General features: G+C 71.1%; 25 protein-coding genes. 20 read left to right on the top strand and 5 right to left on the bottom strand.

Features of this window, described 5'->3' with window-relative positions; genetic code table 11:
- Window positions 1–141: 141 nt before the first annotated feature.
- The gene (locus AB4039_RS31235) at window positions 142–738 is read left to right on the top strand and encodes a hypothetical protein (RefSeq protein ID WP_266838172.1); all 597 of its coding nucleotides are present in this window, start codon (window positions 142–144) and stop codon (window positions 736–738) included.
- Window positions 739–742: 4 nt separating this feature from the next.
- On the opposite strand, the gene AB4039_RS31230 is transcribed toward AB4039_RS31235, so the two are convergent.
- Window positions 743–1,063 (bottom strand): ferredoxin, encoded by a 321-nt coding sequence (locus AB4039_RS31230; RefSeq protein ID WP_266838171.1) that lies wholly within the window; start codon window positions 1,061–1,063, stop codon window positions 743–745.
- Window positions 1,064–1,327: 264 nt separating this feature from the next.
- Between AB4039_RS31230 and arc the strand changes: the two genes are divergently transcribed.
- From arc to prcA, 6 genes are all read left to right on the top strand, one after another.
- Window positions 1,328–3,094: a proteasome ATPase gene (gene arc, locus AB4039_RS31225; protein WP_266838169.1), complete on the top strand. Its 1,767-nt coding sequence runs from the start codon at window positions 1,328–1,330 to the stop codon at window positions 3,092–3,094.
- A gap of 263 nt (window positions 3,095–3,357) precedes the next feature.
- A complete protein-coding gene (gene dop, locus AB4039_RS31220) occupies window positions 3,358–4,869 on the top strand; it encodes a depupylase/deamidase Dop (RefSeq protein WP_442272352.1) in 1,512 nt (503 codons plus the stop codon).
- 184 nt (window positions 4,870–5,053) lie between these two features.
- Window positions 5,054–5,266: a ubiquitin-like protein Pup gene (locus tag AB4039_RS31215; protein ID WP_030233608.1), complete on the top strand. Its 213-nt coding sequence runs from the start codon at window positions 5,054–5,056 to the stop codon at window positions 5,264–5,266.
- A gap of 133 nt (window positions 5,267–5,399) precedes the next feature.
- Window positions 5,400–5,771, top strand: a complete 372-nt coding sequence (locus tag AB4039_RS31210; protein ID WP_442272351.1) for an endonuclease VII domain-containing protein — start codon at window positions 5,400–5,402, stop codon at window positions 5,769–5,771.
- A complete protein-coding gene (prcB, locus tag AB4039_RS31205) occupies window positions 5,723–6,562 on the top strand; it encodes a proteasome subunit beta (protein WP_030233611.1) in 840 nt (279 codons plus the stop codon). The genes AB4039_RS31210 and prcB overlap by 49 nt, the downstream gene beginning before the upstream one ends.
- A gap of 46 nt (window positions 6,563–6,608) precedes the next feature.
- The gene (gene prcA, locus AB4039_RS31200) at window positions 6,609–7,373 is read left to right on the top strand and encodes a proteasome subunit alpha (RefSeq protein WP_266838166.1); all 765 of its coding nucleotides are present in this window, start codon (window positions 6,609–6,611) and stop codon (window positions 7,371–7,373) included.
- A 60-nt stretch (window positions 7,374–7,433) separates the two neighbouring features.
- Here the strand turns inward: prcA and AB4039_RS31195 are convergent, their stop codons facing one another.
- The gene (locus AB4039_RS31195) at window positions 7,434–8,432 is read right to left on the bottom strand and encodes a LacI family DNA-binding transcriptional regulator (protein WP_266838164.1); all 999 of its coding nucleotides are present in this window, start codon (window positions 8,430–8,432) and stop codon (window positions 7,434–7,436) included.
- A gap of 136 nt (window positions 8,433–8,568) precedes the next feature.
- Between AB4039_RS31195 and AB4039_RS31190 the strand changes: the two genes are divergently transcribed.
- The 13 genes from AB4039_RS31190 (at window position 8,569) to AB4039_RS31130 (ending at window position 21,562) form a co-directional block, all read left to right on the top strand.
- On the top strand, window positions 8,569–9,831 hold the full coding sequence (locus tag AB4039_RS31190; RefSeq protein WP_442272350.1) for an MFS transporter: 1,263 nt from the start codon (window positions 8,569–8,571) through the stop codon (window positions 9,829–9,831).
- Window positions 9,832–9,889: 58 nt separating this feature from the next.
- Window positions 9,890–11,251, top strand: coding sequence for a Pup--protein ligase (gene pafA / locus AB4039_RS31185; protein ID WP_442272349.1), 1,362 nt, complete (start codon window positions 9,890–9,892; stop codon window positions 11,249–11,251).
- Window positions 11,252–11,380: 129 nt separating this feature from the next.
- Window positions 11,381–12,388, top strand: coding sequence for an FKBP-type peptidyl-prolyl cis-trans isomerase (locus AB4039_RS31180; RefSeq protein WP_266838162.1), 1,008 nt, complete (start codon window positions 11,381–11,383; stop codon window positions 12,386–12,388).
- A 28-nt stretch (window positions 12,389–12,416) separates the two neighbouring features.
- Window positions 12,417–12,809 carry an FKBP-type peptidyl-prolyl cis-trans isomerase gene (locus AB4039_RS31175; protein ID WP_266838160.1) on the top strand — a complete coding sequence of 131 codons (393 nt, stop codon included), beginning with the start codon at window positions 12,417–12,419 and terminating at the stop codon, window positions 12,807–12,809.
- Between the two features lie 123 nt (window positions 12,810–12,932).
- Entirely contained in the window at window positions 12,933–13,889 is a 957-nt protein-coding gene (locus AB4039_RS31170) for a WYL domain-containing protein (protein WP_266838159.1), read from the top strand.
- A 44-nt stretch (window positions 13,890–13,933) separates the two neighbouring features.
- Window positions 13,934–14,902 (top strand): WYL domain-containing protein, encoded by a 969-nt coding sequence (locus tag AB4039_RS31165; RefSeq protein ID WP_266838157.1) that lies wholly within the window; start codon window positions 13,934–13,936, stop codon window positions 14,900–14,902.
- Window positions 14,903–14,917: 15 nt separating this feature from the next.
- Window positions 14,918–15,145: a hypothetical protein gene (locus AB4039_RS31160; RefSeq protein ID WP_266838156.1), complete on the top strand. Its 228-nt coding sequence runs from the start codon at window positions 14,918–14,920 to the stop codon at window positions 15,143–15,145.
- Window positions 15,146–15,169: 24 nt separating this feature from the next.
- Window positions 15,170–15,370 (top strand): hypothetical protein, encoded by a 201-nt coding sequence (locus tag AB4039_RS31155; RefSeq protein ID WP_266838154.1) that lies wholly within the window; start codon window positions 15,170–15,172, stop codon window positions 15,368–15,370.
- Window positions 15,371–15,585: 215 nt separating this feature from the next.
- A complete protein-coding gene (tatA, locus tag AB4039_RS31150; protein ID WP_266838152.1) occupies window positions 15,586–15,882 on the top strand; it encodes a Sec-independent protein translocase subunit TatA in 297 nt (98 codons plus the stop codon).
- Window positions 15,883–15,936: 54 nt separating this feature from the next.
- Complete coding sequence (gene tatC / locus AB4039_RS31145) at window positions 15,937–16,899, top strand: twin-arginine translocase subunit TatC (RefSeq protein WP_266838150.1); 963 nt, start codon at window positions 15,937–15,939, stop codon at window positions 16,897–16,899.
- A gap of 81 nt (window positions 16,900–16,980) precedes the next feature.
- Entirely contained in the window at window positions 16,981–17,868 is an 888-nt protein-coding gene (locus AB4039_RS31140) for a diacylglycerol kinase (protein WP_266838148.1), read from the top strand.
- 46 nt (window positions 17,869–17,914) lie between these two features.
- Window positions 17,915–20,767: a DEAD/DEAH box helicase gene (locus AB4039_RS31135; protein ID WP_442272348.1), complete on the top strand. Its 2,853-nt coding sequence runs from the start codon at window positions 17,915–17,917 to the stop codon at window positions 20,765–20,767.
- 90 nt (window positions 20,768–20,857) lie between these two features.
- The gene (locus AB4039_RS31130; RefSeq protein ID WP_266838144.1) at window positions 20,858–21,562 is read left to right on the top strand and encodes a TetR/AcrR family transcriptional regulator; all 705 of its coding nucleotides are present in this window, start codon (window positions 20,858–20,860) and stop codon (window positions 21,560–21,562) included.
- On the opposite strand, the gene AB4039_RS31125 is transcribed toward AB4039_RS31130, so the two are convergent.
- The 3 genes from AB4039_RS31125 to AB4039_RS31115 all read right to left on the bottom strand — a co-directional run bounded on the left by AB4039_RS31125 (window position 21,498) and on the right by AB4039_RS31115 (window position 24,487).
- The gene (locus tag AB4039_RS31125; RefSeq protein WP_266838142.1) at window positions 21,498–22,475 is read right to left on the bottom strand and encodes a pseudouridine synthase; all 978 of its coding nucleotides are present in this window, start codon (window positions 22,473–22,475) and stop codon (window positions 21,498–21,500) included. The two genes, AB4039_RS31130 and AB4039_RS31125, sit on opposite strands and share 65 nt — an antisense overlap.
- Window positions 22,476–22,687: 212 nt before the next feature.
- Window positions 22,688–23,533 carry a siderophore-interacting protein gene (locus AB4039_RS31120; protein ID WP_266838140.1) on the bottom strand — a complete coding sequence of 282 codons (846 nt, stop codon included), beginning with the start codon at window positions 23,531–23,533 and terminating at the stop codon, window positions 22,688–22,690.
- Between the two features lie 48 nt (window positions 23,534–23,581).
- Window positions 23,582–24,487, bottom strand: a complete 906-nt coding sequence (locus AB4039_RS31115) for a 5'-3' exonuclease (RefSeq protein ID WP_266841509.1) — start codon at window positions 24,485–24,487, stop codon at window positions 23,582–23,584.
- Between the last annotated feature and the right edge of the window lie 821 nt (window positions 24,488–25,308).

Genomic DNA, 25,308 nt, shown 5'->3' with positions numbered 1-25,308 from the left:
TTCCCCGGCCAACCCGGGAACTGCGCCACAGCGCCTTTTCGTTGCACCGGGGAAACCCACCCGGACCCGGCCGTTCCACCCCCGTGTGAGGTATGGCACGATGCTGGCTCCCCGTCACCCTTCGCACAGGAGACACCCCGCGTGCTGCACAGCCCCACCCCGCCGGCCCCGGCACTGGACGTCCTGGCGCACCACCACACCCGCCCCGTCCACTGGGTCGCCACCGCCTGCGCCATGGCCGCCGTCATAGCCGGCGGGGGACTGCTCCAACCGGACCGGGCCACCGGAGCCACCCCCGGACCCACCGCGGCGAGCGGCCCGCCGGCCCCCGCCCCCGACGCGCACGCCGTCACGTACCCCCTCGACTGCAAGGGGGCCCCACAGGCCGTCACGGACACGGCCGAAGGCGACCTCGACGGCGACGGCAACCCGGAGACGGTCGCCGCCGTACGCTGCGACGCCGGCTCGGGCACCCCGCCCCACGCGATCTACGTACTCGCCCGGGACGGGCAACAGGGCGCCGCCCCCCGCGTCGTCGCCACCCTCCTCGACGCCGCCCGCCGGCAGACCGCCACCGGGCTCACCGTGAGCGACCGGACCGTCACCGCCCGCCTCCTCGGCTACTCCTCGCCCTCGGTCCCGCGCTACAGCCCGGACGTGAAGCAGCTCGCCAAGTGGCGCTGGACCGGCGGGAAATTCCGCCAGGAGCTGACGGACTCGGCCGCCACGCGTGTTTGAAGCGTCACTCCGCGTCCGGGCCGTACACCTCGACCCTGTCCGAAACGCGCCTTACGTGAATACAGTCGCCCGGACATTCCTTGGCCGAGTCGACCACGTCCTGGAGCAGCGTCAGCGGAACCGGAGTGGTCGCCCCCGCGTCCTGCAGCAGCTCGTCCTCCGGGGTCTTCACGTACGCCAGACCATCGATGTCCAGCTCGAACACCTCCGGCGCGTACTGCACGCAGATGCCGTCCCCGGTGCAGAGGTCCTGGTCGATCCAGACCTCAAGCGGCTCCCCGGCCTCGCCGGTACCGCCCGTCGGAGCCTCCTGCTGCACGGTCATATCTCCTGCCGTTTCCTGCCCTGAGTGATCCGTCCCGGACACAACTCGCGACAAGTCGCGCGAGCCCTGACGGGTGTTGAACAGTTCGACCTTACAACCGGCTGCTTTCCGATGTTGAAGGGTGGGTATTTCCCTGGCGTGAGGGAGTACGCAAGGGTGAAGATCGGACACACCTCTACCGTCTTTGTGATCTAGGGGTTTCAATCACCACCAGCCCAGGTAGGGTCAGGAAGCGTCCAGCTCCCCTTGGAGGAGGTGAGGACCGTGGCAGCCCACGACGACGACATCAACCGCGGCATCCGGCCCGGGCGAGGGTCTGAGGACCCCGCTGGCCAGGTTGCCTATCTAGAGCAGGAAATCGCCGTCCTGCGACGCAAGCTCGCCGACTCTCCGCGTCACACGAGGATTCTCGAAGAGCGGATCGTCGAGCTCCAGACGAATCTGGCAGGCGTCTCCGCGCAGAACGAACGACTGGCGAACACCCTCCGTGAGGCCCGCGACCAGATCGTGGCCCTCAAAGAAGAGGTCGACCGGCTCGCACAGCCGCCGGCCGGCTTCGGTGTCTTCCTGCAGGCGAACGAGGACGGCACCGTCGACATCTTCACCGGGGGGCGCAAGCTCCGCGTGAACGTGAGCCCCAGCGTCGAACCGGAGGACCTCCGGCGCGGCCAGGAGGTCATGCTCAACGAAGCGCTCAACGTGGTCGAGGCCATGGAGTTCGAGCGCGCCGGCGACATCGTCACCCTCAAGGAGATCCTGGAGGACGGCGAGCGCGCCCTGGTGGTCGGGCACACCGACGAGGAAAGGGTGGTGAGGCTCGCCGAGCCGCTCCTGGACATCACCATCCGCCCCGGCGACGCCCTGCTCCTGGAGCCCCGCTCCGGCTACGTCTACGAAGTGGTCCCCAAGAGCGAGGTCGAGGAACTCGTCCTCGAAGAGGTCCCGGACATCGACTACGACAAGATCGGCGGCCTGGGCGACCAGATCGAGCTGATCCGCGACGCCGTCGAGCTCCCCTACCTCTACCCCGACCTCTTCAAGGAGCACGAACTGCGGCCCCCGAAGGGCATCCTGCTGTACGGCCCTCCCGGCTGCGGCAAGACGCTCATCGCCAAGGCCGTCGCCAACTCCCTTGCCAAGAAGGTCGCCGAGGTGACCGGCCAGCCCGCCGGGAAGTCCTACTTCCTGAACATCAAGGGCCCCGAACTCCTCAACAAGTACGTCGGCGAGACCGAGCGGCACATCCGCCTCGTCTTCCAGCGGGCCCGTGAGAAGGCCAGCGAGGGCACCCCCGTCATCGTCTTCTTCGACGAGATGGAGTCCCTCTTCCGCACCCGCGGATCCGGCGTCAGCTCGGACGTGGAGAACACCATCGTCCCCCAGCTGCTCGCCGAGATCGACGGTGTGGAGGGCCTGGAGAACGTCATCGTCATCGGCGCCTCCAACCGCGAGGACATGATCGACCCCGCCATCCTGCGCCCCGGCCGCCTCGACGTGAAGATCAAGATCGAGCGCCCGGACGCGGAGGCCGCCAAGGACATCTTCGCCAAGTACCTCAAGGCCTCGCTGCCCCTGCACACGGACGACCTGTCCGAGCACCAGGGCTCCACGGCCGGCACCGTCCACAGCATGATCCAGACCGTCGTCGAGCAGATGTACGCCGAAACCGAGGAAAACCGCTTCCTTGAGGTCACGTACGCCAACGGCGACAAGGAAGTCCTTTACTTCAAGGACTTCAACTCGGGCGCGATGATCCAGAACATCGTGGACCGCGCGAAGAAAATGGCGATCAAGGCCTTCCTGGAGCACAACCAGAAGGGCCTGCGCGTCTCCCACCTCCTCCAGGCCTGCGTGGACGAGTTCAAGGAGAACGAGGACCTGCCGAACACCACCAACCCGGACGACTGGGCCCGGATCTCCGGAAAGAAGGGCGAGCGGATCGTATTCATCCGCACCCTCGTCACCGGAAAGCAGGGCGCGGACACCGGACGCTCCATCGACACGGTGGCGAATACCGGCCAGTACCTCTGACCGAGCGGGGCGGCTGCGGGTGCCCTCACCGGGCACCCGCAGCCGACTGCTTTACCCCCGGCATTGCCGCCCGCCCTTTTCGGCCGGTGACAGGGCAAAGTCAATGACTGAAATGATCTCCCCACCAGCGCGGAGTGGTTCTAGGCTCTTCCGTACCGCCTCCTCCGCAGTGCGGGGACGGACACCGCACATGACCCACCGGAGAACAAGCGGTACTTGAGCGCCGCTCCCGAACGGGAGCGCCGCCGGGCAAGGAGGGCCGCATGACCGTACGGCGAGTAATGGGGATCGAAACGGAGTACGGGATCTCCGTTCCGGGGCACCCGAACGCCAATGCCATGCTCACCTCGTCCCAGATCGTCAACGCCTACGCGGCGGCGATGCACCGGGCGCGACGCGCCCGCTGGGACTTCGAGGAGGAGAATCCGCTGCGGGACGCCCGCGGCTTCGACCTCGCCCGCGAGGCCGCCGACAACAGCCAGCTGACCGACGAGGACATCGGCCTCGCCAACGTCATCCTCACCAACGGCGCACGGCTCTACGTCGACCACGCGCACCCCGAGTACAGCTCGCCGGAGGTCACCAATCCGCTCGACGCCGTGCTCTGGGACAAGGCAGGCGAACGGATCATGGCCGAGGCGGCCGAGCGGGCCGCCCAGCTTCCCGGCGCCCAGCCCATCCACCTCTACAAGAACAACACCGACAACAAGGGCGCCTCGTACGGCACGCACGAGAACTACCTGATGAAGCGGGAGACCCCCTTCTCGGAGATCGTGCGCCACCTGACGCCCTTCTTCGTCTCCCGCCAGGTCGTCACCGGTGCGGGCCGCATCGGCATCGGCCAGGACGGCCGCGAGCACGGCTTCCAGATCAGCCAGCGCGCGGACTACTTCGAGGTCGAGGTGGGGCTGGAGACCACCCTCAAGCGGCCCATCATCAACACGCGCGACGAGCCGCACTCGGACGCCGAGAAGTACCGCCGGCTCCACGTGATCATCGGCGACGCGAACCTCTCGGAGATCTCCACCTACCTCAAGCTCGGCACGACCGCGCTGGTCCTGTCGATGATCGAGGACGGGTTCATCAACGTCGACCTGGCCGTGGACCAGCCGGTGCGCACCCTGCACCAGGTCTCCCACGACCCGGACCTCCGGCACCTCATCACCCTGCGCAGCGGGCGCACCCTGACCGCCGTACAACTCCAGATGGAGTACTTCGAGCTGGCCAGGAAGTACGTGGACGAGCGTTTCGGGTCGGACGCGGACGAGCAGACCAAGGATGTCCTCACTCGGTGGGAGGACGTACTCGGCCGGCTGGAGACCGACCCGATGAGCCTGTCGGGAGAGCTCGACTGGATCGCCAAGCGGGAGATCCTGGAGGGCTACCGCAGGCGCGACGGACTGGGCTGGGACGCGGCCCGGCTGCACCTGGTCGACCTGCAGTACTCGGACGTGCGTCCGGAGACGGGCCTGTACAACCGTCTGGTCGGCCGCGGGAAGATGAAGCGGCTCCTGGAGGAGCCGGCCGTGGAGCGGGCCGAGAGCAAGCCCCCGGAGGACACCCGGGCGTACTTCCGCGGGCGCTGCCTGGAGCAGTACGCGGACGACGTGGCGGCGGCCTCCTGGGACTCGGTGATCTTCGACCTCCCGGGCCGCGACTCGCTCCAGCGGGTCCCGACCCTGGAACCCCTGCGGGGGACCCGCAACCACGTCAAGGAGCTGCTGGACCGCTGTCGGACGGCGGAGGACCTGGTGCGGGTGCTCTCGGGGCAGTGAGGCACCCGAAGGTGGCCTGAAATGGCTCCGGTCCGGGAATCATGAGAATGCCCGGACGTTATGAAAGTGCGGGGACGAATGTCGGGCCCTCCTTGTAGGGTCCGACGTAGGGTCTGATCTTGAGAGGTCCCGAATCCCGGGGCCTTTCCATGTGGGCGTGCGAACCGAGCGGGGTGAGGTAGACATGGCGACCAAGGACACCGGCGGCGGACAGCAGAAGGCGACGCGCTCGACCGAGGAGGTCGAGGAGGCGGCGGTCGAGGAATCGACCGACCTCAAGGAGCGTCAGGAGAAGCTCTCCGACGACGTCGACTCGGTACTCGACGAAATCGATGATGTGCTCGAGGAGAACGCCGAAGATTTCGTTCGGAGCTTCGTACAAAAAGGCGGCGAATAGCCTTCGAATCCAAGGCGAACTCGCCACCATTTGGGCATGTCCAATGGAACCAAGTGTGTCGCGGCTGTTGCCGGGACGTGCCGCTGAGCGGATTCGCCGCGGATCGAAATCGTGGTGACGGCCTGCAGCCGCGGTGCCGGGAGTGCGTGGCGGAGTACGGCGCCCAGCGCTACCGGCGCCGCCGGGGGGCAAGGCCGTAAAGGAGAAGGTGGACGTCCCGTCCGGCCCGGCCACGAGCTGTGCCGGCGGTGTGCCGTGGTCAAGCCGCACGGCGAATGCAGAGGAACGCCCGGTCTGCGTGCTCTGCCGGACTGCTCCGGCCGAGCACGTTGATCACGATCATCAGACGGGTAAGGTCCGAGGCGTACTGTGCTTCAGCTGTAACGCAGCCTTGGGGCAGTTCAAGGATCGGCCGGACGTCATACGGCGTGCAGCCGCTTACGTGGAAGGAAACCTGTGGAACCCAACACTCGTAGCACAGGGCGTCTACCGGCAGCCTTCCTGACGCCGGGGTCGTCGTCCTTCATGGACTTCCTGGGCGCCCACTCGCCCGAGATGCTGCCGGGCAACCGCAAGCTGCCCGAGGGCGTCGTCGAGGCGCCGCACGGGACGACCATCGTGGCCGCCACCTTCCCCGGCGGGGTCGTGCTCGCCGGTGACCGGCGGGCGACCATGGGGAACATGATCGCGCAGCGGGACATCGAGAAGGTGTTCCCGGCCGACGAGTACTCCGCGGTGGGCATCGCCGGTACGGCCGGTCTGGCCGTGGAGATGGTCAAGCTGTTCCAGCTGGAGCTGGAGCACTTCGAGAAGGTGGAGGGGACGACCCTCTCCCTGGAGGGCAAGGCCAACCGGCTCTCCACCATGATCCGGAGCAATCTGGGCATGGCGATGCAGGGGCTGGCCGTCGTGCCGCTGTTCGCGGGGTACGACGAGGCCAAGGAGAAGGGCCGGATCTTCTCCTACGACGTGACCGGCGGCCGCTCCGAGGAGCACGGCTACGCCGCCACCGGTTCGGGCTCGATCTTCGCCCGGGGCTCGATGAAGAAGCTGTTCCGTCCCGACCTGACGGAGGAGCAGGCCACCACGCTGGTCGTGCAGGCGCTGTACGACGCCGCCGACGACGACTCGGCGACCGGTGGGCCGGACCTGTACCGGCACATCTATCCCATCGTCACCGTCATCACCGACGAGGGCTTCCGCAGGCTGACCGACGACGAGTCGCAGGAACTCGCCCGTACGGTCACCAACCGTCGTCTCGAGCAGCCCGACGGCCCGCGCGCCGCCCTGCTCTGACCATCCGTCGCCCCGTAGGAGCCCAGAAGAAAGGGACGGACAGCCGGTGTCGACTCCGTTCTATGTGTCACCCCAGCAGGCCATGGCCGACCGGGCGGAATACGCCCGGAAGGGCATCGCCCGCGGTCGCAGCCTTGTCGTGCTGCAGTACGCCGACGGCATCGTGTTCGTCGGCGAGAACCCGTCCCGCGCGCTGCACAAGTTCAGCGAGATCTACGACCGGATCGGCTTCGCGGCCGCCGGCAAGTACAACGAGTACGAGAACCTGCGGATCGGCGGTGTGCGGTACGCGGATCTGCGCGGATACACCTACGACCGTGACGACGTGACGGCCCGTGGGCTGGCGAACGTGTACGCGCAGACGCTCGGCACGATCTTCTCCTCGGCCGGTGAGAAGCCGTACGAGGTGGAGCTGGTCGTCGCCGAGGTGGGTGCCACGGCGGCCGGGGACCAGATCTACCGGCTGCCGCACGACGGCTCGATCGTGGACGAGCACGGCTCGGTCGCGGTCGGCGGGAACGCCGAGCAGATCAGCACCTTCCTCGACCAGCGGCACCAGGACGGGATGACCCTGTCCGAGGCGCTGAAGCTGGCGGTGCAGGCGCTGTCCAGTCAGGCCAACGGCGCGGACAAGGCGATTCCGGCGGAGCGGCTGGAGGTGGCGGTGCTGGACCGTACGCGGTCGCAGCAGCGCAAGTTCAAGCGGATCCGCGGCCGGCAGTTGTCCAGGCTGCTGGAGGCGGACGTTCCGGCGGCCGCCCAGGCGGATGCCGTCTCGAACGACGAGGCGCCGGAGGACGACGCCCAGTAGGGCGTGTGCGTGTGTGGGGCCCCGGTCCGCCGTTTTCGGCGGGCCGGGGCCCCGGCGCGTTCAGGGGGTGGGGGCGGGACCCGAGGAGTCGCGGACGATCAGGTCGACGGGGATGTCGGGGGCGGTCCAGGGGGTGCCTTCGAGGACGGAGAGGAGGGCGGTCATGCCCTGCTCGCCGACCTGTTCGGCGGGGAGGTGGACGGTGGTGAGTTCGGGTTCGACCGCGGTGGCGAGGGCGAGGTCGTCGAAGCCGGTGACGGAGAGGTCCTCGGGGATGCGCAGGCCGAGGCGGCGGGCGGCCTTGCAGGCGCCGGCGGCCAGGATGTCGTCGTCGCAGACGATGGCGGTGGGGCGGTCGTGGGGGGCGGCGAGGGCCGTCTCCATGGCGGTGCGGGCGGCTTCGACGGTGAGCTCGGCCCGTACGGTGCGCAGCCGGGTGGTGGGGTCCAGGAGGGCGGCGAGGGTTTCGGCGCGGACCTCGAAGGTCCAGGAGTCGATGGCGGAGGCGAGGTGGAGGATGTCGCGGTGGCCGTGGCCGCGGAGGTGGGCGCAGATCTGGCGGACTCCGTCGGCCATGGCGAGGTTGACGTGGGCGGCGGCGCCGGTGGAGGTGGGGTCGCTGTCGAGCATGACGAGGGGGAGGTCGTCGCCGCCGATGGCGGCGAGGGCGTCGGCGGCCATGGAGGAGGCGATGACTCCGTCGAGGGCGGCGCGGGCGGAGGCGAAGGGGTCGCGGGCGGGGCCGGTGCCGTCGGGGGAGGGGTAGAGGACGACCCCGAAGCCGTGGTCGGCGGCGACGCGGGCGGCGCCGGTGTAGACGCGGGCGAAGAATTCGTTGGTGAGGGCGGGGACGACGAGGAGGGCGGTGCGGGTGCTCCCGAGGCGGAGGTTGCGGGCGGCGAGGTTGGGGCGGTAGCCGAGTTCGGTGGCGGCTTCGCGGACGAGGGTGGCGGTGCGTTCGGAGACGCGGCCGCGCCATTTGTCGCCGAGGACCAGGGAGACGGTGGCCTGGGAGACCCCGGCGGCGGTGGCCACGTCGCGGCTGGTGGGTCTCGTCACACGGTGCTCCTGAAGTGCGAGGTGGGAGGGGGTGGGGGCGGTTCGGCGGGTGGACCTGTGGACTGCCGCCATGGTACGTATGACGGGTCAAGTTATACGTATTACTCCGGCAGGGTCCGGGCAGAAGGGGGCGGACATGGCCGCGGGATACGCGGAGCTGCTCAGGACCCGGCACGCGGCGAGGCTGCTGGCGGGCACGCTGATGGGCCGGCTGCCGAACGGCACGGGGCCGATCGCGATCGTGCTCTTCACCCGGGCCGAGGGCGGCAGCTACAGCCTGGCGGGCGCGCTCGCGGCGGCGTACGGGCTGGCCAACGCGGTGGGTCAGCCGCTGCTGGGCCGGGCGGTGGACCTGTACGGGCAGCCGCGCGTGCAGCTGCCGGCGGCCGTGGTCTCGGCGCTGGGCATGGTGTGGCTGGCCCTCGCGGGTACGGGTTCGGCCGTCGTGGCCTATGCGGCGGTGGTGATCGCGGGTCTGTTCACGCCGCCGCTGGAGGGCGGGCTGCGGGCGCTGTGGCCGACGGTGCTGGGCGGCAAGGAGGAGCGGGTGCACGCCGCGTACGCCATGGACGCGGTGGCGCAGGAGATCATGTACACGGTCGGGCCGCTGCTGGTGACCCTGTTCGTGGCGCTGTGGTCGCCGGCGGTGGCGCTGCTGGCGCTGAACGCGCTGGGGGTGCTGGGCGCGCTGTCGGTGGTGGTGTCGGAGCCTTCGCGCACGTGGCGCTCGGAGCCGCGTGAGGCGCACTGGCTGGGGGCGCTGCGTTCGCGCGGGCTGCTGGCGCTGCTGGGGGCCTTCTTCTTCGTGGGGATGGCGCTGGGGGCGATCACGGTGGCCGCGGTGTCGTACGCGGACGGCCACGGCGGTCAGGCGGTGTACGGCTGGCTGCTGGCGGCGCTGGGGCTGGGCGCGCTGTTCGGCGGCGTGTTCTACGGGGCGCGGCAGTGGGCGGGTGCGCCGGAGCGGCGGCTGCGGCTGCTGGTGGCGTTGCTGGCGGTGTGTTACCTGCCGCTGATGGTGCCGGTGGGCACGGTGGCGATGGTGGGGCTGTCGGCGCTGGCGGGGGTGTTCCTGGCTCCGTCGCTGGCGTGTGCGTTCGTGGTGGTGGACCGGCACGCTCCGGCGGGCACGCTGACGGAGGCCTTCTCCTGGCTGGTGACCTTCTTCGGCGTGGGTGCGGCCATCGGTACGGCCGCGGCCGGTCCGGCGGTGGAGGCGGGTGGCACGGTGGCGGGCTACGCGGCGGCCTGCGGGGCGGGTGTCGCGGCGCTGCTGGTGCTGACGGCCACTCAGCGGGCCCTGTCCGGTGGGGGTCGCAGCCGTGCCGTGGCGGGGTCCTCGACGGGGCCGGTGGAGGGTGTCGTGGACGGCGTCGTGGAGCCGCTGATCAAAAACTGATCGGAACGCCGCTCTCGAACCCGGTTTCAGAAGAGGGCAGAAGGCGTAATGTTCAGTCATGGACCGCCGCATTTTCGGGCTGGAGAACGAGTACGGCGTCACGTGCACGTTCAGGGGACAGCGCCGACTGTCTCCTGACGAAGTGGCGCGCTACCTCTTCCGCCGTGTTGTGTCATGGGGCCGCAGCAGCAATGTCTTCCTGCGGAACGGCGCCCGTCTGTACCTCGACGTGGGATCGCATCCGGAATATGCAACTCCCGAATGCGACAACCTGATCGAACTGGTCACCCACGACAAGGCCGGCGAGCGCATTCTCGAAGGCCTGCTCGTCGACGCAGAACGTCGCCTGCACGAGGAGGGAATCGCGGGCGACGTCTACCTCTTCAAGAACAACACCGACTCGGCGGGCAATTCGTACGGCTGCCACGAGAACTACCTCGTGGCCCGGCACGGAGAATTCTCCCGCCTGGCGGACATCCTGATTCCCTTCCTCGTCACGCGCCAGCTGATCTGCGGCGCGGGCAAGGTGCTCCAGACCCCGCGGGGCGCGGTCTACTGCGYCAGCCAGCGGGCGGAGCACATCTGGGAGGGCGTCAGCTCCGCGACGACCCGGTCCCGGCCGATCATCAACACCCGGGACGAGCCCCACGCGGACGCCGAGCGCTACCGGCGCCTGCACGTGATCGTCGGGGACTCGAACATGTCCGAGACGACCATGCTGCTCAAGGTCGGGGCCACCGACCTCGTGCTGCGCATGATCGAGGCGGGCACGGTGATGCGGGACCTGACCCTGGAGAACCCGATCCGGGCGATCCGGGAGGTCAGCCACGACATCACCGGTCAGCGCAAGGTGCGCCTGGCCAGCGGTCGCGAGGCGTCGGCCCTGGAGATCCAGCGCGAGTACTACGAGAAGGCGCTGGACTTCGCCGAGCGGCGGGGCATCCGCACCGGGGTGGTGGAGCAGGTCCTGGAGCTGTGGGGCCGGACCCTGGACGCCGTGGAGGCGGAGGACCTGGACCGGATCGGCACGGAGATCGACTGGGTCATGAAGTACCAGCTGATCGAGCGGTACCGGGCCAAGCACAACATGACGATGTCCAATCCGCGGGTCGCGCAGATAGACCTCGCGTACCACGACATCCACCGCCGGCGGGGGCTGTACTACCTGCTGGAGCGCAAGGGGCAGGCGGCGCGGGTCTGCAACGACCTGAAGATCTTCGAGGGCAAGTCGGTGCCCCCGCAGACGACGAGGGCCAGGCTGCGCGGCGACTTCATCCGCCGGGCGCAGGAGCAGCGGCGGGACTTCACCGTCGACTGGGTGCACCTGAAGCTCAACGACCAGGCGCAGCGGACCGTGCTGTGCAAGGACCCGTTCCGGTCGGTGGACGACCGGGTGGAGAAGCTCATCGCCGGCATGTGAGGCCGGTGGCCCGGGGACCCCGTGCGCGGTGGCGTGCGGGGTCTTCGCACGCCACCGCCTTGTCGCGGAGGGGGCAGCCCGTAGAGTGGGCCGCGAGGACGGACCATTCCAGCGACCCTGAGGACCATTGTGCGACGCCGACTTGCTGCCGCGCTCATCGTGCCGGCTCTGATGCTCACCGCGGCCTGCGGAGGGGGCGACGACTCCGGGAAGAAGGACTCCGCGTCTCCGTCGGCCGACGCCTCGAAGCCCGCCGACGTTCCGAAGCCGGTGGACTCCGCGGACCCGATGCCATCGGTGGCGGGTGAGGCGGGGAAGAAGGCGGAGATCACCGTCCCCAAGGGCGAGCCGAGCGGCAAGTTCGTGGTGCACACCGTCACGGAGGGCAGCGGCCCGGAGATCAAGAAGGACGACCTCGTCCTGACGAAGTACACCGGCAAGGTCTGGAAGAGCGGCAAGGACCTCCAGGGTTCCTACGACAAGGACGGCCAGCCGCTGGTCGTGCCGGCCGGTTCGCAGTCGATCCTGCCGCTGTTCAGTGACTCGGTGGTGGGCAAGAAGGTCGGCAGCCGTGTGCTGGTCGTCGCCCCGCCGGCGGCGGCGTTCGGTGCGCAGGGCCAGCCCCAGCTGGGGGTCGGGCCGACCGACAACCTGGTGTTCGTGCTGGACCTGGATTCGGTGATGCCGAAGAAGGCCGAGGGCACGCAGGCGCCGATCCCGTCCGACCTGCCGCAGGTGAAGGCGGACAAGGACGAGGCCGCGACGATCACGGTCCCGAAGAACGACCCTCCGAAGGAGCTGGTCGACAAGGTCCTGATCGAGGGCAAGGGTCCTGAGGTCAAGTCCGGCCAGACCGTGTACATGCAGTACAGCGGTGCGGCGTGGGCGCCGAACCAGGGCAAGGACGCGGCGAAGCTGTTCGACACGTCCTGGAAGACCGGGGCGCCGTTCTCGACGGCGATCGGTCAGGGCCAGGTCATCGAGGGCTGGGACAAGGGCCTGGTGGGCAAGAAGGTCGGCAGCCGCGTGCTGCTGGTGATCCCGCCGGAGCAGGCGTACAAGGATCAGGCCAAGGGTGAGGACCTGCCGGCCAACTCGACGCTGGTCTTCGTCGTGGACATCGTCGGGGCAGTGTAAGACTGTTCCGGTTGACCGTTTCGTACGTATGAGGAGCAGTTCCGTGAGCCAGAAGCTCGAGAAGCCCGAGATCGACTTCCCCGAGGGCCCGGTTCCGACCGACCTCGTCATCGAGGACATCTGGGAGGGCGACGGCGCCGAGGCCAAGGCCGGTTCCATGGTCTCCGTCCACTACGTGGGCGTGGCCTTCTCCACCGGTGAGGAGTTCGACGCTTCGTGGAACCGCGGCTCCGCGCTGCAGTTCCCGCTCGGTGCCGGCCGCGTCATCGCGGGCTGGGACCTGGGCATCGCGGGCATGAAGGTCGGCGGCCGTCGCAAGCTGACGATCCCGGCGCACATGGCCTACGGTGACCGCGGCGCGGGCGATGCGATCGCCCCGGGCGAGACGCTGATCTTCGTCTGTGACCTGATGGCCGCCTGATTCACCGGCAGTCGTCGTGAGGGCCCCCGCCGTGAGGCGGGGGCCCTCGCTTTTGTCCGGGACGGCCGGGGCGGTACGGTCAACGGTCACGAGTGTGTGTCGAGGAGCGGGGGAACGGCGTCGATGGCGATTGCCAAGGCCGAGCGGCTGATGAATCTGGCGCTGTGTCTGCTGGGGACCCGTCGTCCCCTCAGCAAGCGCGAGCTGCGCGGTTCCATCGAGGCTTACCTGGAAGCCGGGAACGACGAATCCTTCAACCGGATGTTCGAGCGGGACAAGGACGATCTGCGCGAACTCGGTCTGGTGATCGAGACCGTGGAGAACCTGGAGGGGGAGATCGGGTACCTGGCCCGCCGGGACAGCAACCGGCTGCCCCCCGTCTCGCTGGACGCCGAGGAGGCCGCCGCGCTGGGGCTGGCGGCCAAGGTGTGGCAGCAGGCCCGGCTCGCCGGGGCGGCCAGTGGCGCCCTGCAGAAGCTGCGGGCCGGCGGGATGCCCGAGGCCGGGGACCCGTACGAGGGCCAGCACAGTGCCATCGAGCCGCGCATCCCGGTCCACGAGGCGGCCTTCGAGCCGCTGATGCTGGCCTGCCGCGACCGGCGGCCGGTGGCCTTCGAGTACCGCAAGTCCAACGCGGCCCGGCCCGAGCCCCGTCAGGTCGAGCCGTGGGCCCTGGAGTGCTGGCGCGGCCACTGGTACCTGGCCGGCTACGACCGCGACCGCGGGGCGGAGCGCGTGTTCCGGCTGTCGCGGATCACCGGGAAGGTCCGTTCCCGGGCCGGGAAGTACACCGCCGAGGTGCCCGACGTGGTGACCGTGCGGGAGACCGTGGCGAGCTGGGCCGGGGAGGGCGGCGAGCGTTCCGCGCTGATCCGCCTGCGGGCCGGGGCCGGGTACCCGCTGCGGGCCAAGGCCACCGCCGTGCGCGAGGGCGCCGACGGCTGGGACGAGCTGGAGATCCCGTACGGGCACGGGCTCGACGCCTGGCTCGTGGAGTTCGGCCCGGACGTCGTCGTGGTGGAGCCGGCCGATCTGCGGGCCGACGTGGTGGACCGGCTGCGCGCCGTCGCCCGGGGCTGAACCGCACCATCCGTAGCAACGCCCTGAGGGGGAGACGTACCAGCATGGCTGCCAACGCCATCGACCAGACCCGCCGGATGCTGTCCCTGGTGACCTACCTGCGCGAGCGGCCGGGCGCGCACGTCGCCGACGTCGCCCGCGCCTTCGGGATCACCGAGGACGAGCTGATCTCGGACCTCGACGTGCTGCCCATGTGCGGGACCAGCTTCCGCGGCGGGGACCTGCTCGACATCGACACCGACGGAGAGCGCATCTGGTGGCGCAATCCCGACGCCTCCGGGGAGTCCACGGCCGAGCCGCTGCGGCTGGCCGCCGACGAGGCGACGGCCCTGCTGGTCGCCGCCCGCGCGGTGTCGACCCTGCCGGGGCTGCGCGAGAGCGACCGGGACGCGCTGCTGCGCGCCACCGCGAAGCTGGAGGCGGCCGCCGGGGAGGCGGCCGGGGCCAGCTCCCGGCTGTCGGTGACCTTCGAGTCCGAGGGCGGGGTGTTCGCGGACGTCGACCGGGCCATCGCGGAGCGGCGGCGGCTGTGGCTGCGCTACTACTCGCCCGCCCGTGACGAGCTGACCGAGCGCACCGTCGACCCGATCCGGTTGTTCGCCGTGGGGCACACCTACATGGAGGGGTGGTGCCACCTCTCGGAGGCCCGGCGCACCTTCCGGCTCGACCGGGTGGCCGAGATCAGGCTGCTCGACGAGCGGGCCGAGCCGCCGGCGATCGAGCCCCGGGACCTGTCCGAGGGGCTGGTGCAGCCGGCCGCCGAGGACCCGGAGGTGGTGGTCGAGGTGGGGCCCGGCGGGCGCTGGGTCGCCGAGTACTACCCGCACGACAGTGCCGAGGAGCGGCCCGACGGCGGCCTGCGGATCACCCTGCGCAGCCCCGACCCGGCCTCCCTGCGCCGGCTGGCGCTGCGCCTGGGCCGCGACGGCCGGATCGTGTCGCCTCCGGAACTGGCGGAGAGCGCGCGGAAGGCCGCCGCAGAGGCACTCGCGGGGTACGGGGAACGGATCTAGGGGGAGCGGGCAGCGATGTCGCCATCATCTGGGCCGGCGGCGGTCACCTTCAAGGCGGCCTGCCCCGAGTGCCGGGCCCGTTTCGAGCTGGCCGCGGACGCGCTGCGGCTGGCGATCGGYCGGCGGGCCACCTTCTACTCCTTCACCTGCCCCGAATGCTCGGCTCCGGTCCGTAAACCCGCAGGTGAGCGCATCGTGGAGTTGCTGACCGGGGGTGGGGTGAGCACGCTGCGCAGCGTGTGAGGCGGGCGCGCTAGGCTCGGTCCCATGCTGTGGCCGATGCTCGCAATTGTCCTGGGCTTCCTCGGGGTCGCCGTCCTCGCCGTGCTGGCCGCGCGGGTCTTCCTGGAGGTGCGGCGGCTGTCCGGGCAGGTGGCCCTGGCCAGCCGCCGGATCACCCAGGCCTCGGGGGACCTGGAACAGGCGGCGGCCGACCTGGCGCGGGCCGGGCAGGGACTGCGGCCCTAGGCGCGCGGACCTGGGCGCGCGGACCGCCGGCCCGCGCTTATGGAATCCGTGGAGGAGGACCCGTACCGTCGGTGCGGTAAGCAAGCGGGGATACCCCGGGGGATTGCCGGGCGTTAACCCTCGGGGGTTACGATCCTTGTCAGAGAGGTGCCGGAGCTCCGTCCGGAGGCGCCGGGCCACCACAACCAGCCGTTTCGGTGAGAAGGAAGACACACATGATCGGCAATCTGAAGCCCCTTGAGATCCTTCTGATCATCGCTGTCATCGTGCTGCTGTTCGGCGCCAAGAAGCTTCCCGAGATGGCCCGCTCCCTGGGCAAGTCGGCCCGGATCCTCAAGAGCGAGGCGAAGGCCATGAAGAAGGACGGCGAGGCCGAGGACGCCGCGGCCACCGCTCCGGTCGCCGACCAGGCCCCGGCCCAGCCCGTCGCCCCGCGCACCATCCAGGCCGCTCCGGGTGACGTCACCAGCGCCCGCCCGGTCAGCGAGCCGAACCGCACCACCCAGGCCTGACATCCGGCGGTCGCCCGTCGTACGAGTCATCTGTAACGAGACAAGGGACGTGGGTTGCTCAAGTCTGCCCGCAAGCAGGGGAACAAGGACCGGGCCAAGGACGCCGAAGGGCGCATGCCGCTGGTCGAGCACCTGCGTGAGCTGAGAAACCGCCTGCTGAAGTCGGTGCTGGCGATCGTCGTGGTGACCATCGTCGCGGCCTACTTCTACCGGCCGATCATCGACTTCCTGCTGGAGCCGATGCTCTCGTCCGTCGGCTGCACCAACGGGGCCACGCACCAGAGCAACGGTGCCCCCTGCGCCGAGATGACCACGAACGGCCTGACCGCGCCCTTCTCCATCGCGCTGAAGGTCGGCCTGTCCGCGGGCATCGTGATGTCCGCGCCCGTCTGGCTCTACCAGCTGTGGGCGTTCGCCGCCCCGGGTCTGCACCGGAACGAGAAGAAGTACGCGCTGAGCTTCGTCGCGGTCGGCGCCCCGCTGTTCCTCGCCGGCGCGGTGCTCGCGTACAAGATCCTGCCGCAGACGGCGGAGATCCTCCTCGGCTTCACGCCGGACCACGTCAAGAACCTGCTGCCGGTCGACGACTACCTCGACCTCGTCACGCGCATGGTCGTGGTCTTCGGCCTCGCCTTCGAGCTGCCGCTGATGCTGGTGCTGCTGAACTTCACCGGTGTGCTGAGCGCCAAGCGGCTCGGCAGCTGGTGGCGCGCCATGGTCCTAGGCATCACGATCTTCGCGGCCTTCGCGACGCCCACCGGCGACCCGCTCACCATGCTGACGCTGGCTTCCCCGATCGTGGCCCTGTACTTCATCGCCCTCGGGATCTGCCTGCTGAACGACCGGCGCCGCAGGCGCGCCAACCCCGACGCCGACCTCGACGACGACGAGGCCTCCGAGATCGACCTGACCCCGGCCCCGATCGGCGCGACGGAGCGGGCCCCGGCCGCCTCCGCCCTCCCCGAGCAGGCCGACGGCGGCCGTCGGCAGATCAACGGTTACGACGACGCCACCTGACGGGTGCGCCCCCGGCCACCGCCGGGAGGCGCACCCCGGGGGGCGGTGAGCGCGGAGATCACCCTCGGGTACATTCCCGGGGTGTCCTCCGAGATCACGCTCTTCGTCAATCCCACCGCGGGACGCGGCCGGGGCGCGCACGCCGCGCAGCCGGCCGCTTCCGCGCTCCGGGAGGCCGGATTCTCCGTCCGGACCGTGGTCGGCACCGACGCGGCCGACGCCCTGGCCCGGCTGCGCGCGGACGTCCGCGACGGCACCGGCGCGGTGATCGCGGTCGGCGGTGACGGGGTGGTCTCCCTAGCCCTCCAGGCACTGGCCGGGACGGCGGTCCCGCTCGGCGTGGTCGCGGCCGGCACCGGGAACGACTTCGCCCGCTCGATGGGACTGCCCGTACGGGAGCCCGAGCGGGCCGGGCGGCTCGCCGCCGACGCCCTCAAGGAGGGCCGGATACGGGAGATCGACCTCGGCCGCGCCGGTGACACCTGGTACGGGACCGTGCTGTGCTCCGGCTTCGACTCGCGGGTCAACGACCGCGGCAACCGGATGCGGCTGCCGCTCGGCCGCTTCAAGTACGACCTGGCCATCCTCGCGGAGCTGGCCGCCTTCAGGCCCTTCCCGTACCGGATCACCCTCGACGGGGGGCGGGTGATCGAGACGGAGGCCACGCTCGTGGCCGTCGGCAACGGGTCCTCGTACGGCGGCGGGATGCGCATCTGCGCGGACGCCGAGCCGGACGACGGGCTCTTCGACGTCACGGTGGTCGGCGACTGCGGCCGCGGCACCCTGCTGAAGGTGTTTCCGCAGGTCTACAAGGGGACGCACCTCTCCCACCCCAAGGTCACCGTGCACCGGGCCGCCGAGGTCACCCTGGAGTCCGCCGCGCTCACCGCCTACGCCGACGGGGAGCGGCTGGGCCCGCTGCCGGTGACCGCGCGGTGCGTCCCCGGGGCCCTGCGGCTGCTCACTTAAATGATCGCGACTGTTGTCGGAGGTGGCGGGTAGGCTCGACAGCAAGATGACCGAAGAACTCTCCCCCGCCGAGCGGTACGCCGCTGCCCGGATCCGCGCCGCCGAAGAGGCCACCGCCCTGGCCCCCTTCCGCGAGATGTACGAATTCGACCTGGACCCGTACCAGGTCGAGGCCTGCAAGGCACTGGAGGCCGGCAAGGGCGTCCTGGTCGCCGCCCCGACCGGTTCGGGAAAGACCATCGTCGGCGAGTTCGCCGTGCACCTCGCGCTCCAACAGGGGCGCAAGTGCTTCTACACGACGCCGATCAAGGCCCTGTCGAACCAGAAGTACGCCGACCTCGTCAAGCGCTACGGCGCATCCAAGGTGGGCCTGCTGACCGGCGACAACAGCGTCAACTCCGAGGCGCCGGTGGTCGTGATGACCACCGAGGTGCTCCGCAACATGCTCTACGCGGGCTCCCAGTCGCTCCTGGGCCTGGGCTACGTCGTGATGGACGAGGTGCACTACCTCTCCGACCGGTTCCGCGGAGCCGTCTGGGAGGAAGTGATCATCCACCTCCCCGAGTCGGTGACCCTGGTGTCGCTGTCCGCCACCGTCTCCAACGCCGAGGAGTTCGGCGACTGGCTCGACACCGTGCGCGGCGACACCGAGGTGATCGTCTCCGAGGAGCGGCCCGTACCGCTGTGGCAGCACGTGATGGCCGGCCGGCGGGTCTACGACCTCTTCGAGGAGGAGTCCGACCACGGCGGCCGCGGCTCCGCGCGCCGCGAGGTCAACCCCGACCTGCTGCGCATGGCCCGCGAGGAGAGCACCCGCACCTACAGTCCCAAGGACCGGCGGCGCGGCAAGATGGTCCGCGAGGCCGACCGCGAGCGCGAGCGCCGCTCCCGCGGCCGGATCTGGACCCCCAGCAGGCCCGAGGTCATCGCGCGCCTGGACGGCGACAACCTGCTGCCCGCCATCAACTTCATCTTCAGCCGGGCCGGCTGCGAGGCCGCCGTCCAGCAGTGCCTGTACGCGGGCCTGCGGCTCAACGACGACACCGCGCGGCTGAAGGTCCGCGAGATCGTCGAGGAGCGGACCGCCTCCATCCCGGCCGAGGACCTGCACGTCCTGGGCTACTACGAGTGGCTCGAAGGCCTGGAGCGGGGCATCGCCGCGCACCACGCGGGCATGCTGCCGACCTTCAAGGAGGTCGTGGAGGAGCTCTTCGTCCGCGGTCTGGTCAAGGCCGTCTTCGCCACCGAGACCCTCGCGCTGGGCATCAACATGCCCGCGCGCACGGTCATCCTGGAGAAGCTGGTCAAGTGGAACGGCGAGCAGCACGCCGACATCACCCCCGGCGAGTACACGCAGCTCACCGGCCGGGCCGGGCGGCGCGGCATCGACGTCGAGGGCCACGCGGTGGTGCTCTGGCAGCGCGGCATGGACCCGGTGGGGCTGGCGGGGCTCGCGGGTACCCGTACCTATCCGCTGCGTTCCAGCTTCAAGCCCTCGTACAACATGGCCGTGAACCTGGTCCAGCAGTTCGGGCGCCACCGCTCGCGCGAGCTCCTGGAGACCTCCTTCGCGCAGTTCCAGGCCGACCGCTCCGTCGTGGGCATCTCCCGGCAGGTCCAGCGCAACGAGGAGGGCCTGACGGGCTACCGCGAGGGCATGACCTGTCACCTGGGGGACTTCGAGGAGTACGCGCGGCTGCGCCGCGACCTGAAGGACCGTGAGACGGACCTGGCCAAGCAGGGCGCGGCGCAGCGCCGGGCGCAGGCGGCCAGTTCGCTGGAGCGGCTCAAGCCGGGCGACGTCATCCACGTGCCGACGGGCAAGTTCGCCGGGCTCGCGCTGGTGCTGGACCCGGGCGTGCCGGCGGGGCGGGTCCACGGCCAGCGCGGGTACGAGTACGCCGAGGGCCCGCGCCCGCTGGTGCTGACCGCGGAGCGGCAGGTCAAGCGGCTCGCCGCGATCGACTTCCCGGTGCCGGTCGAGGCCATCGACCGGATGCGGATCCCCAAGACGTTCAACGCCCGTTCGCCGCAGTCCCGCAGGGACCTGGCGACGGCGCTGCGCAACAAGGCCGGCCACATCGCGCCCGAGCGGCACCGTCCGGGCCGGGCGGCGGCGGCCGACGACCGCGAGATCGCCCGGCTGCGGGCCGAGCTGCGCGCGCACCCCTGTCACGGCTGTGACGAGCGCGAGGACCACGCGCGTTGGGCGGAGCGCTTCCACCGGCTCAAGCGGGACACGCAGCAGCTGGAGCGGCGCATCGAGGGCCGGACGAACACCATCGCCCGCACCTTCGACCGGATCCACGCGCTGCTGACCGAGCTGGACTACCTGCGCGAGGACGAGGTCACCGTGCACGGCAAGCGGCTCGCCCGGCTCTACGGCGAGCTCGACCTGCTGGCGTCGGAGTGTCTGCGCGAGGGGGTCTGGGAGGGGCTCAGCCCGGCGGAACTGGCGGCCTGTGTCTCGGCGTTGGTCTTCGAGGCCCGGCAGTCGGACGACGCCGTGCCGCCGAAGGTGCCCAACGGTCCGGCCAAGGCGGCGCTCGGCGAGATGGTCCGGATCTGGGGCCGGCTCGACGCGCTGGAGGAGGAGCACCGCATCAACCAGGCGGAGGGCGTGGGCCAGCGCGAGCCGGACCTCGGCTTCGCGTGGGCGGCCTACCAGTGGGCCTCCGACAAGAGCCTGGACGAGGTGCTGCGCGAGGCGGAGATGCCGGCCGGTGACTTCGTGCGCTGGTGCAAGCAGGTCATCGACGTCCTGGGGCAGATCGCCGCGGCGGCCCCGGGCTCCTCGGCCCCGGCGTCCTCGGAGGGCGGGAGCACGGTGGCGCGCAATGCCCGTAAGGCCGTGGACGCCCTGCTTCGGGGTGTAGTGGCCTACAGCTCGGTCGGATAGGTCCTTTTGGGTCTTCCTCTAAAGGCCGGGATGGCCGGATCTCATCTCTTGCCATGATCGTTCGCGCGTGTCCTGTGCGACGATCGGCGCATGAGTGGGGGAACGGACGAAGGACCGAGACGGGTCGGTCGGCCACGTGCCGACCAGCTGAGACCGTACAGCGGCCGGCCGCCGCGCGAGGAGCTCCTCTGCGCGGCGGCCGAGCTCTTCACGGTACGCGGGTACGCGGCCACCACCACACGGGCGGTGGCCGAACGGGCCGGACTGCGCCAGGCCACGATGTACCACTATTTCGCGGGCAAGGAGGAACTCCTCGCCGAACTCCTGGAGTCCACGGTCACGCCCTCCCTGGCCCTGTCCCGGCGGCTGCTGGCCGACGGCGGCCGGCCCGCCGCGCACCGGCTGTGGGAGCTGTGCCGCTCGGACGTGCTGCTGCTGTGCGGGGGGCCGTACGACCTCGGCGCCCTGTACCTGCTGCCGGAGCTGCGGGGTCCGCGCTTCGCGCCGTTCCGGCGGATGCGCGACGAACTGCGCGACGCTTACCGGACGTTGCTGCACGCCACGTCCGTGGGTGCCGAACTCGCCGGGGACGCCGAGGGCCTGACGCTCCGCAACGACCTGGTGTTCGGCCTGATCGAGGGCGTCATGCTGATCCACCGGTCCGCTCCGGGCCGCCCGGTGGCGGCCTTCGCCGAGGCGGCCGCCGACGCCGCCCTGCGGATCGCGGGGGTCACGGCGTCGCCGGCCCCGGGTCCCGTTCCCAGCCTTCCGGGTCCTCCCAGGCCCGCAGGGTGAGGTTCGTCTCCAGGCGGTGGTCCAGGCCGGTGACCGGATCGGTGAAGGACAGGGTCCGGGCCAGCAGCTGGAGCGGACGGCGGTAGTCCGCCGGGTCGGCCGCCGCGGCCACCACCGGGTAGACCGGATCGCCGAGCAGGGGCAGGCCCAGCGCGTTCATGTGCACCCGCAGCTGGTGGGTGCGGCCGGTGTGGGGGGTCAGCCGGTAGCGGCCCAGGGGGCCCCGGGTGCCGGTGAGCTCGACCAGGCTCTCGGCGTTGGGTTCGGCGTCGGGGACCTCGACCGCCGCCATCACCCCGCGCACCTTCTCGATGTGGCTGCGGACCACGCGGGGGAGTTCCACCGCCGGGTCGTGGCGGGCGATCGCCTCGTACTCCTTGCGGACCCGGCGCTCCTGGAACAGCAGCTGGTAGGCGCCGCGGTCCTCGGGGAGGATGCTGAACATCACCAGACCCGCCGTCATCCGGTCCAGCCGGTGCGCCGGGCTGAGCTCCGGCAGGTCCAGTTCCTCGCGCAGCCGGGCCAGGGCGGTCTGCGTGACGTGGCTGCCGCGCGGGATGGTCGCGAGGAAGTGCGGCTTGTCCACCACCAGCAGGTGCCGGTCGCGGTACACGACACCGATCGGGAACGGTACGCGGGGCTCGGGGGGCATGTCCCGGTGGAACCAGAGCCAGCCGCCCGGCTCGTACGGGTCCTGCGGGCGCAGCACCCGGCCGCCCGGGCCGAGCACCCGGCCGCCGGACAGCAGCCGCGCCATCGATTCGGCGCCGCGCGTGCCGGCGTAGCGCTCGGTCAGGTAGTCGCCGAGGAGCCGCCACCGCCCGTCCGGATCGGGGGGCAGGCGCATGCGGACCGGGTCGATGCCGGCGATCTGGGGGAGCGGTGCGGGCGGGATGTGGGATCTGCGGCTCATCGGGACCAGGGTAGGGGGCTGCGTCGGGTGAAGGTGCCGAGGTGGTTCCCGTCCAGGCGCTCGACGCGGACCGTGCCCTTCGAGAAGGGACGCCGGTGCGGCCGACGGCGTTCTCGCCGGTGGTCACGAAGCGGAAGGTGTCGCCGTCGTAGGGGGTGAGGGGGGAAGCGCGGCGGCCCGGGGCCCGCGGGATCGGGGCCGGGCGGTCGCGGTCAGGCCGCCGCGGCCGAGGTGAGGTCCTGTTCGGCCTCCACCGTGGCGTTCCAGTCGCGCTTGATCGCACGCCAGCCCTCGTCCGTCTCGCCCTGGCGCCAGTAGCCCGAGATCGACAGGCGGTCGCGCGTGATCCCGCGGTCCAGGCGGAGGTGGCGGCGGAGCTCCTTGACGAAGCCCGCCTCGCCGTGGACGAAGGCGTGGACGTCCGCGGAGGGGAACTCCAGCGAGGTGACGGCCTCCACGAGGGCCGCGCCCACCGGACGGTCCCCGCGGTGCAGCCAGACCGGGACGATCCCGTCCGGTGTGGCGACCCTCTGCTCGTCGGCCGGGCCGTCGATCTCGATGAAGGCGTGCACCCGCGCGCCCGCCGGCATCCGCTCCATGGCGGCGGCGATCGCCGGAAGCGCGCTCTCGTCGCCCGCCAGGAGGTGCCATCCGGCCATCGGGTCGGGGGCGTAGGCGCCGCCCGGGCCGAGGAAGTGCACCCGCTCGCCCGGCTGGACGCGGGCCGCCCAGGGGCCGGCCAGGCCCTCGTCGCCGTGGACGACGAAGTCCAGGGTCAGCTCCCGGTGCGTCGGGTCCCACGCGCGGACCGTGTAAGCGCGCTGGCGCGGCCAGGCCTCGCGGTGGTGCGTCGCGCGGATCCGGTCCAGGTCCCAGGGCTCCGCGTAGCGCACGCCCTCGGGGGCGAACAGGAGCTTCACGTAGTGGTCGGTGTACACGCCCGCGCCGAAGTCGGCCAGCCCGTCACCGCCCAGCACGAGCCGGACCATGTGCGGCGTCAGCCGCTCGGTGCGTACGACGACTGCGGTGCCGACAGTGCGGGCGCGTCCTTCTGCCACGGCGTCTCCCCTGAACTCACGAAGCTTAGGATTACCTAAGTTAGCACCTCATGGGCGCAGTGCGCTGCTCAGGCGGAACACGGCTCCTCCCAAACCCCACCGATGGGCGAGGGCGTCAACCAGTTCCGGCTGTGCCGCAAGGTGCGGAAGGGCCGGATCGAAGGCCGGGAGCGGCACGTCGGAGGCCACCTTGACGACCTTGGGCGCCACCGCCAGGTACGGCCGGGATTCGTCCAGCCGCCTGCGCTGGGTGGGGGTCAGCTTCGACTTCGGGTCGCCGACCGCGGCCAGGATCCCCGCGAGGTCCCCGTACGCGTCCAGCAGCTTCGCCGCCGTCTTCTCGCCGATGCCGGGAACGCCCGGCAGGCCGTCGCTCGGGTCGCCGCGCAGCAGTGCGAGATCCGCGTAGCCGGGGCCGTCCACCCCGTACTTCTCGCGCAGCCAGGCCTCGTCCGTGACCTGGAGGCTGCCGACGCCCTTGAGGGGGTACAGGACGCGGCGCTGCCGGGCGTCGTCCACCAGCTGGTAGAGGTCCCGGTCGCCGGTGACGATGTCCACCGGGCCGGTCGCCCGTGCGGTGAGCGTGCCGATCACGTCGTCCGCCTCGTACCCGGCGACGCCGACCCGGGCGATGCCGAAGGCGTCCAGGGCCGCCTCGATGATCGGCACCTGCGGGGCGAGGGTGTCCGGGGTCTCCTCCACGTCGGGGCCGGTCTCCGTCTCCTGCGCGACCCGGTGCGCCTTGTAGGAGGGGATCAGCTCCACCCGCCAGTGGGGCCGCCAGTCGGCGTCCATGCAGGCCACCAGGTCGTCCGGGCGGTGGTCCTGGACCAGGCGCCCGATGAAGTCGAGCAGCCCGCGCACCGCGTTGACCGGGGTGCCGTCGGGGGCCTTCACGGAGTCCGGCACGCCGAAGTAGGCGCGGTAGTAGAGGGAGGCGGTGTCCAGGAGCATCAGGCGTCGTGTCGTCACGGAGACGATGATGCCGCACGGGCGGTGGGGGCCGGTGGGGCCGACGGGGCGGCGGGTGGCGGCGGCGCCGTCACTCCAACAGTGCGTCCGGCGCGCGCGGGGGCGGGCTTTCGCGGAGGGTGTTGATCACTGGCAGGACGTTCTGCCCGCCCGGTCCCCCCATGCGAGGAGTCTCGGACGCCCATGGCCGCCGTCATCGCCGTCGTCGCCGCTTCAGCCGTCGCAGTCGCAGTCGCCGTCCGTGCCGCTCCGGCCGCCGGCCCGGCGGGCGGGGGGTCCATAGGCGCGGTCCTGATCGGGTGACGGGTCCCTCCGCGGGGAGTGCCGCCCGGTCCGGGTGACCTCACCCCGAGCCCGGGGCCGAGTCCCGGGCCCGGTTCCGCGATCGACCCGTCGAGGGGGACCGCGAGGCCGTGGTGCCCTCTCGTGGCCGCCTTCCGCAGTCCTTTCGGGCGGGCCGGGGGCCGCCCCCCGTCGGACACGGACTCGGACACGGACCCCGCACCGGGCTCCGCACCCGGGCTCCGCACCCGGGCCCGCTTTCCGTGCGGGCCGGGCCCGGGATCCGTACCCCGCACCCCATGCCCGGGCCGCGCGGCCCGGTGTCCGCGCTCGCGCCGCCCCGAGGCCCGGACCCCGGGTCCCCCCCGCCCCCGCTCCGCTCCGCCCCCCCGCCCCCGCTCCGCTCCGCCCTCCCGCCCCCGCTCCGCTCCGCCCTCCCGCCCCCGCTCCGCTCCGCCCTCCCGCCCCCGCTCCGCTCCGCCCCCCCGCCCCCGCTCCGCTCCGCCCCCCCGCCCCCGCTC

The sequence above is a fragment of the Streptomyces sp. M-16 genome (assembly GCF_052114405.1).
Lineage (GTDB): Bacteria > Actinomycetota > Actinomycetes > Streptomycetales > Streptomycetaceae > Streptomyces.
The sequence above is the reverse complement of the archived record's forward strand: the minus strand, read 5'-3'. Positions and strand labels throughout refer to the sequence as shown.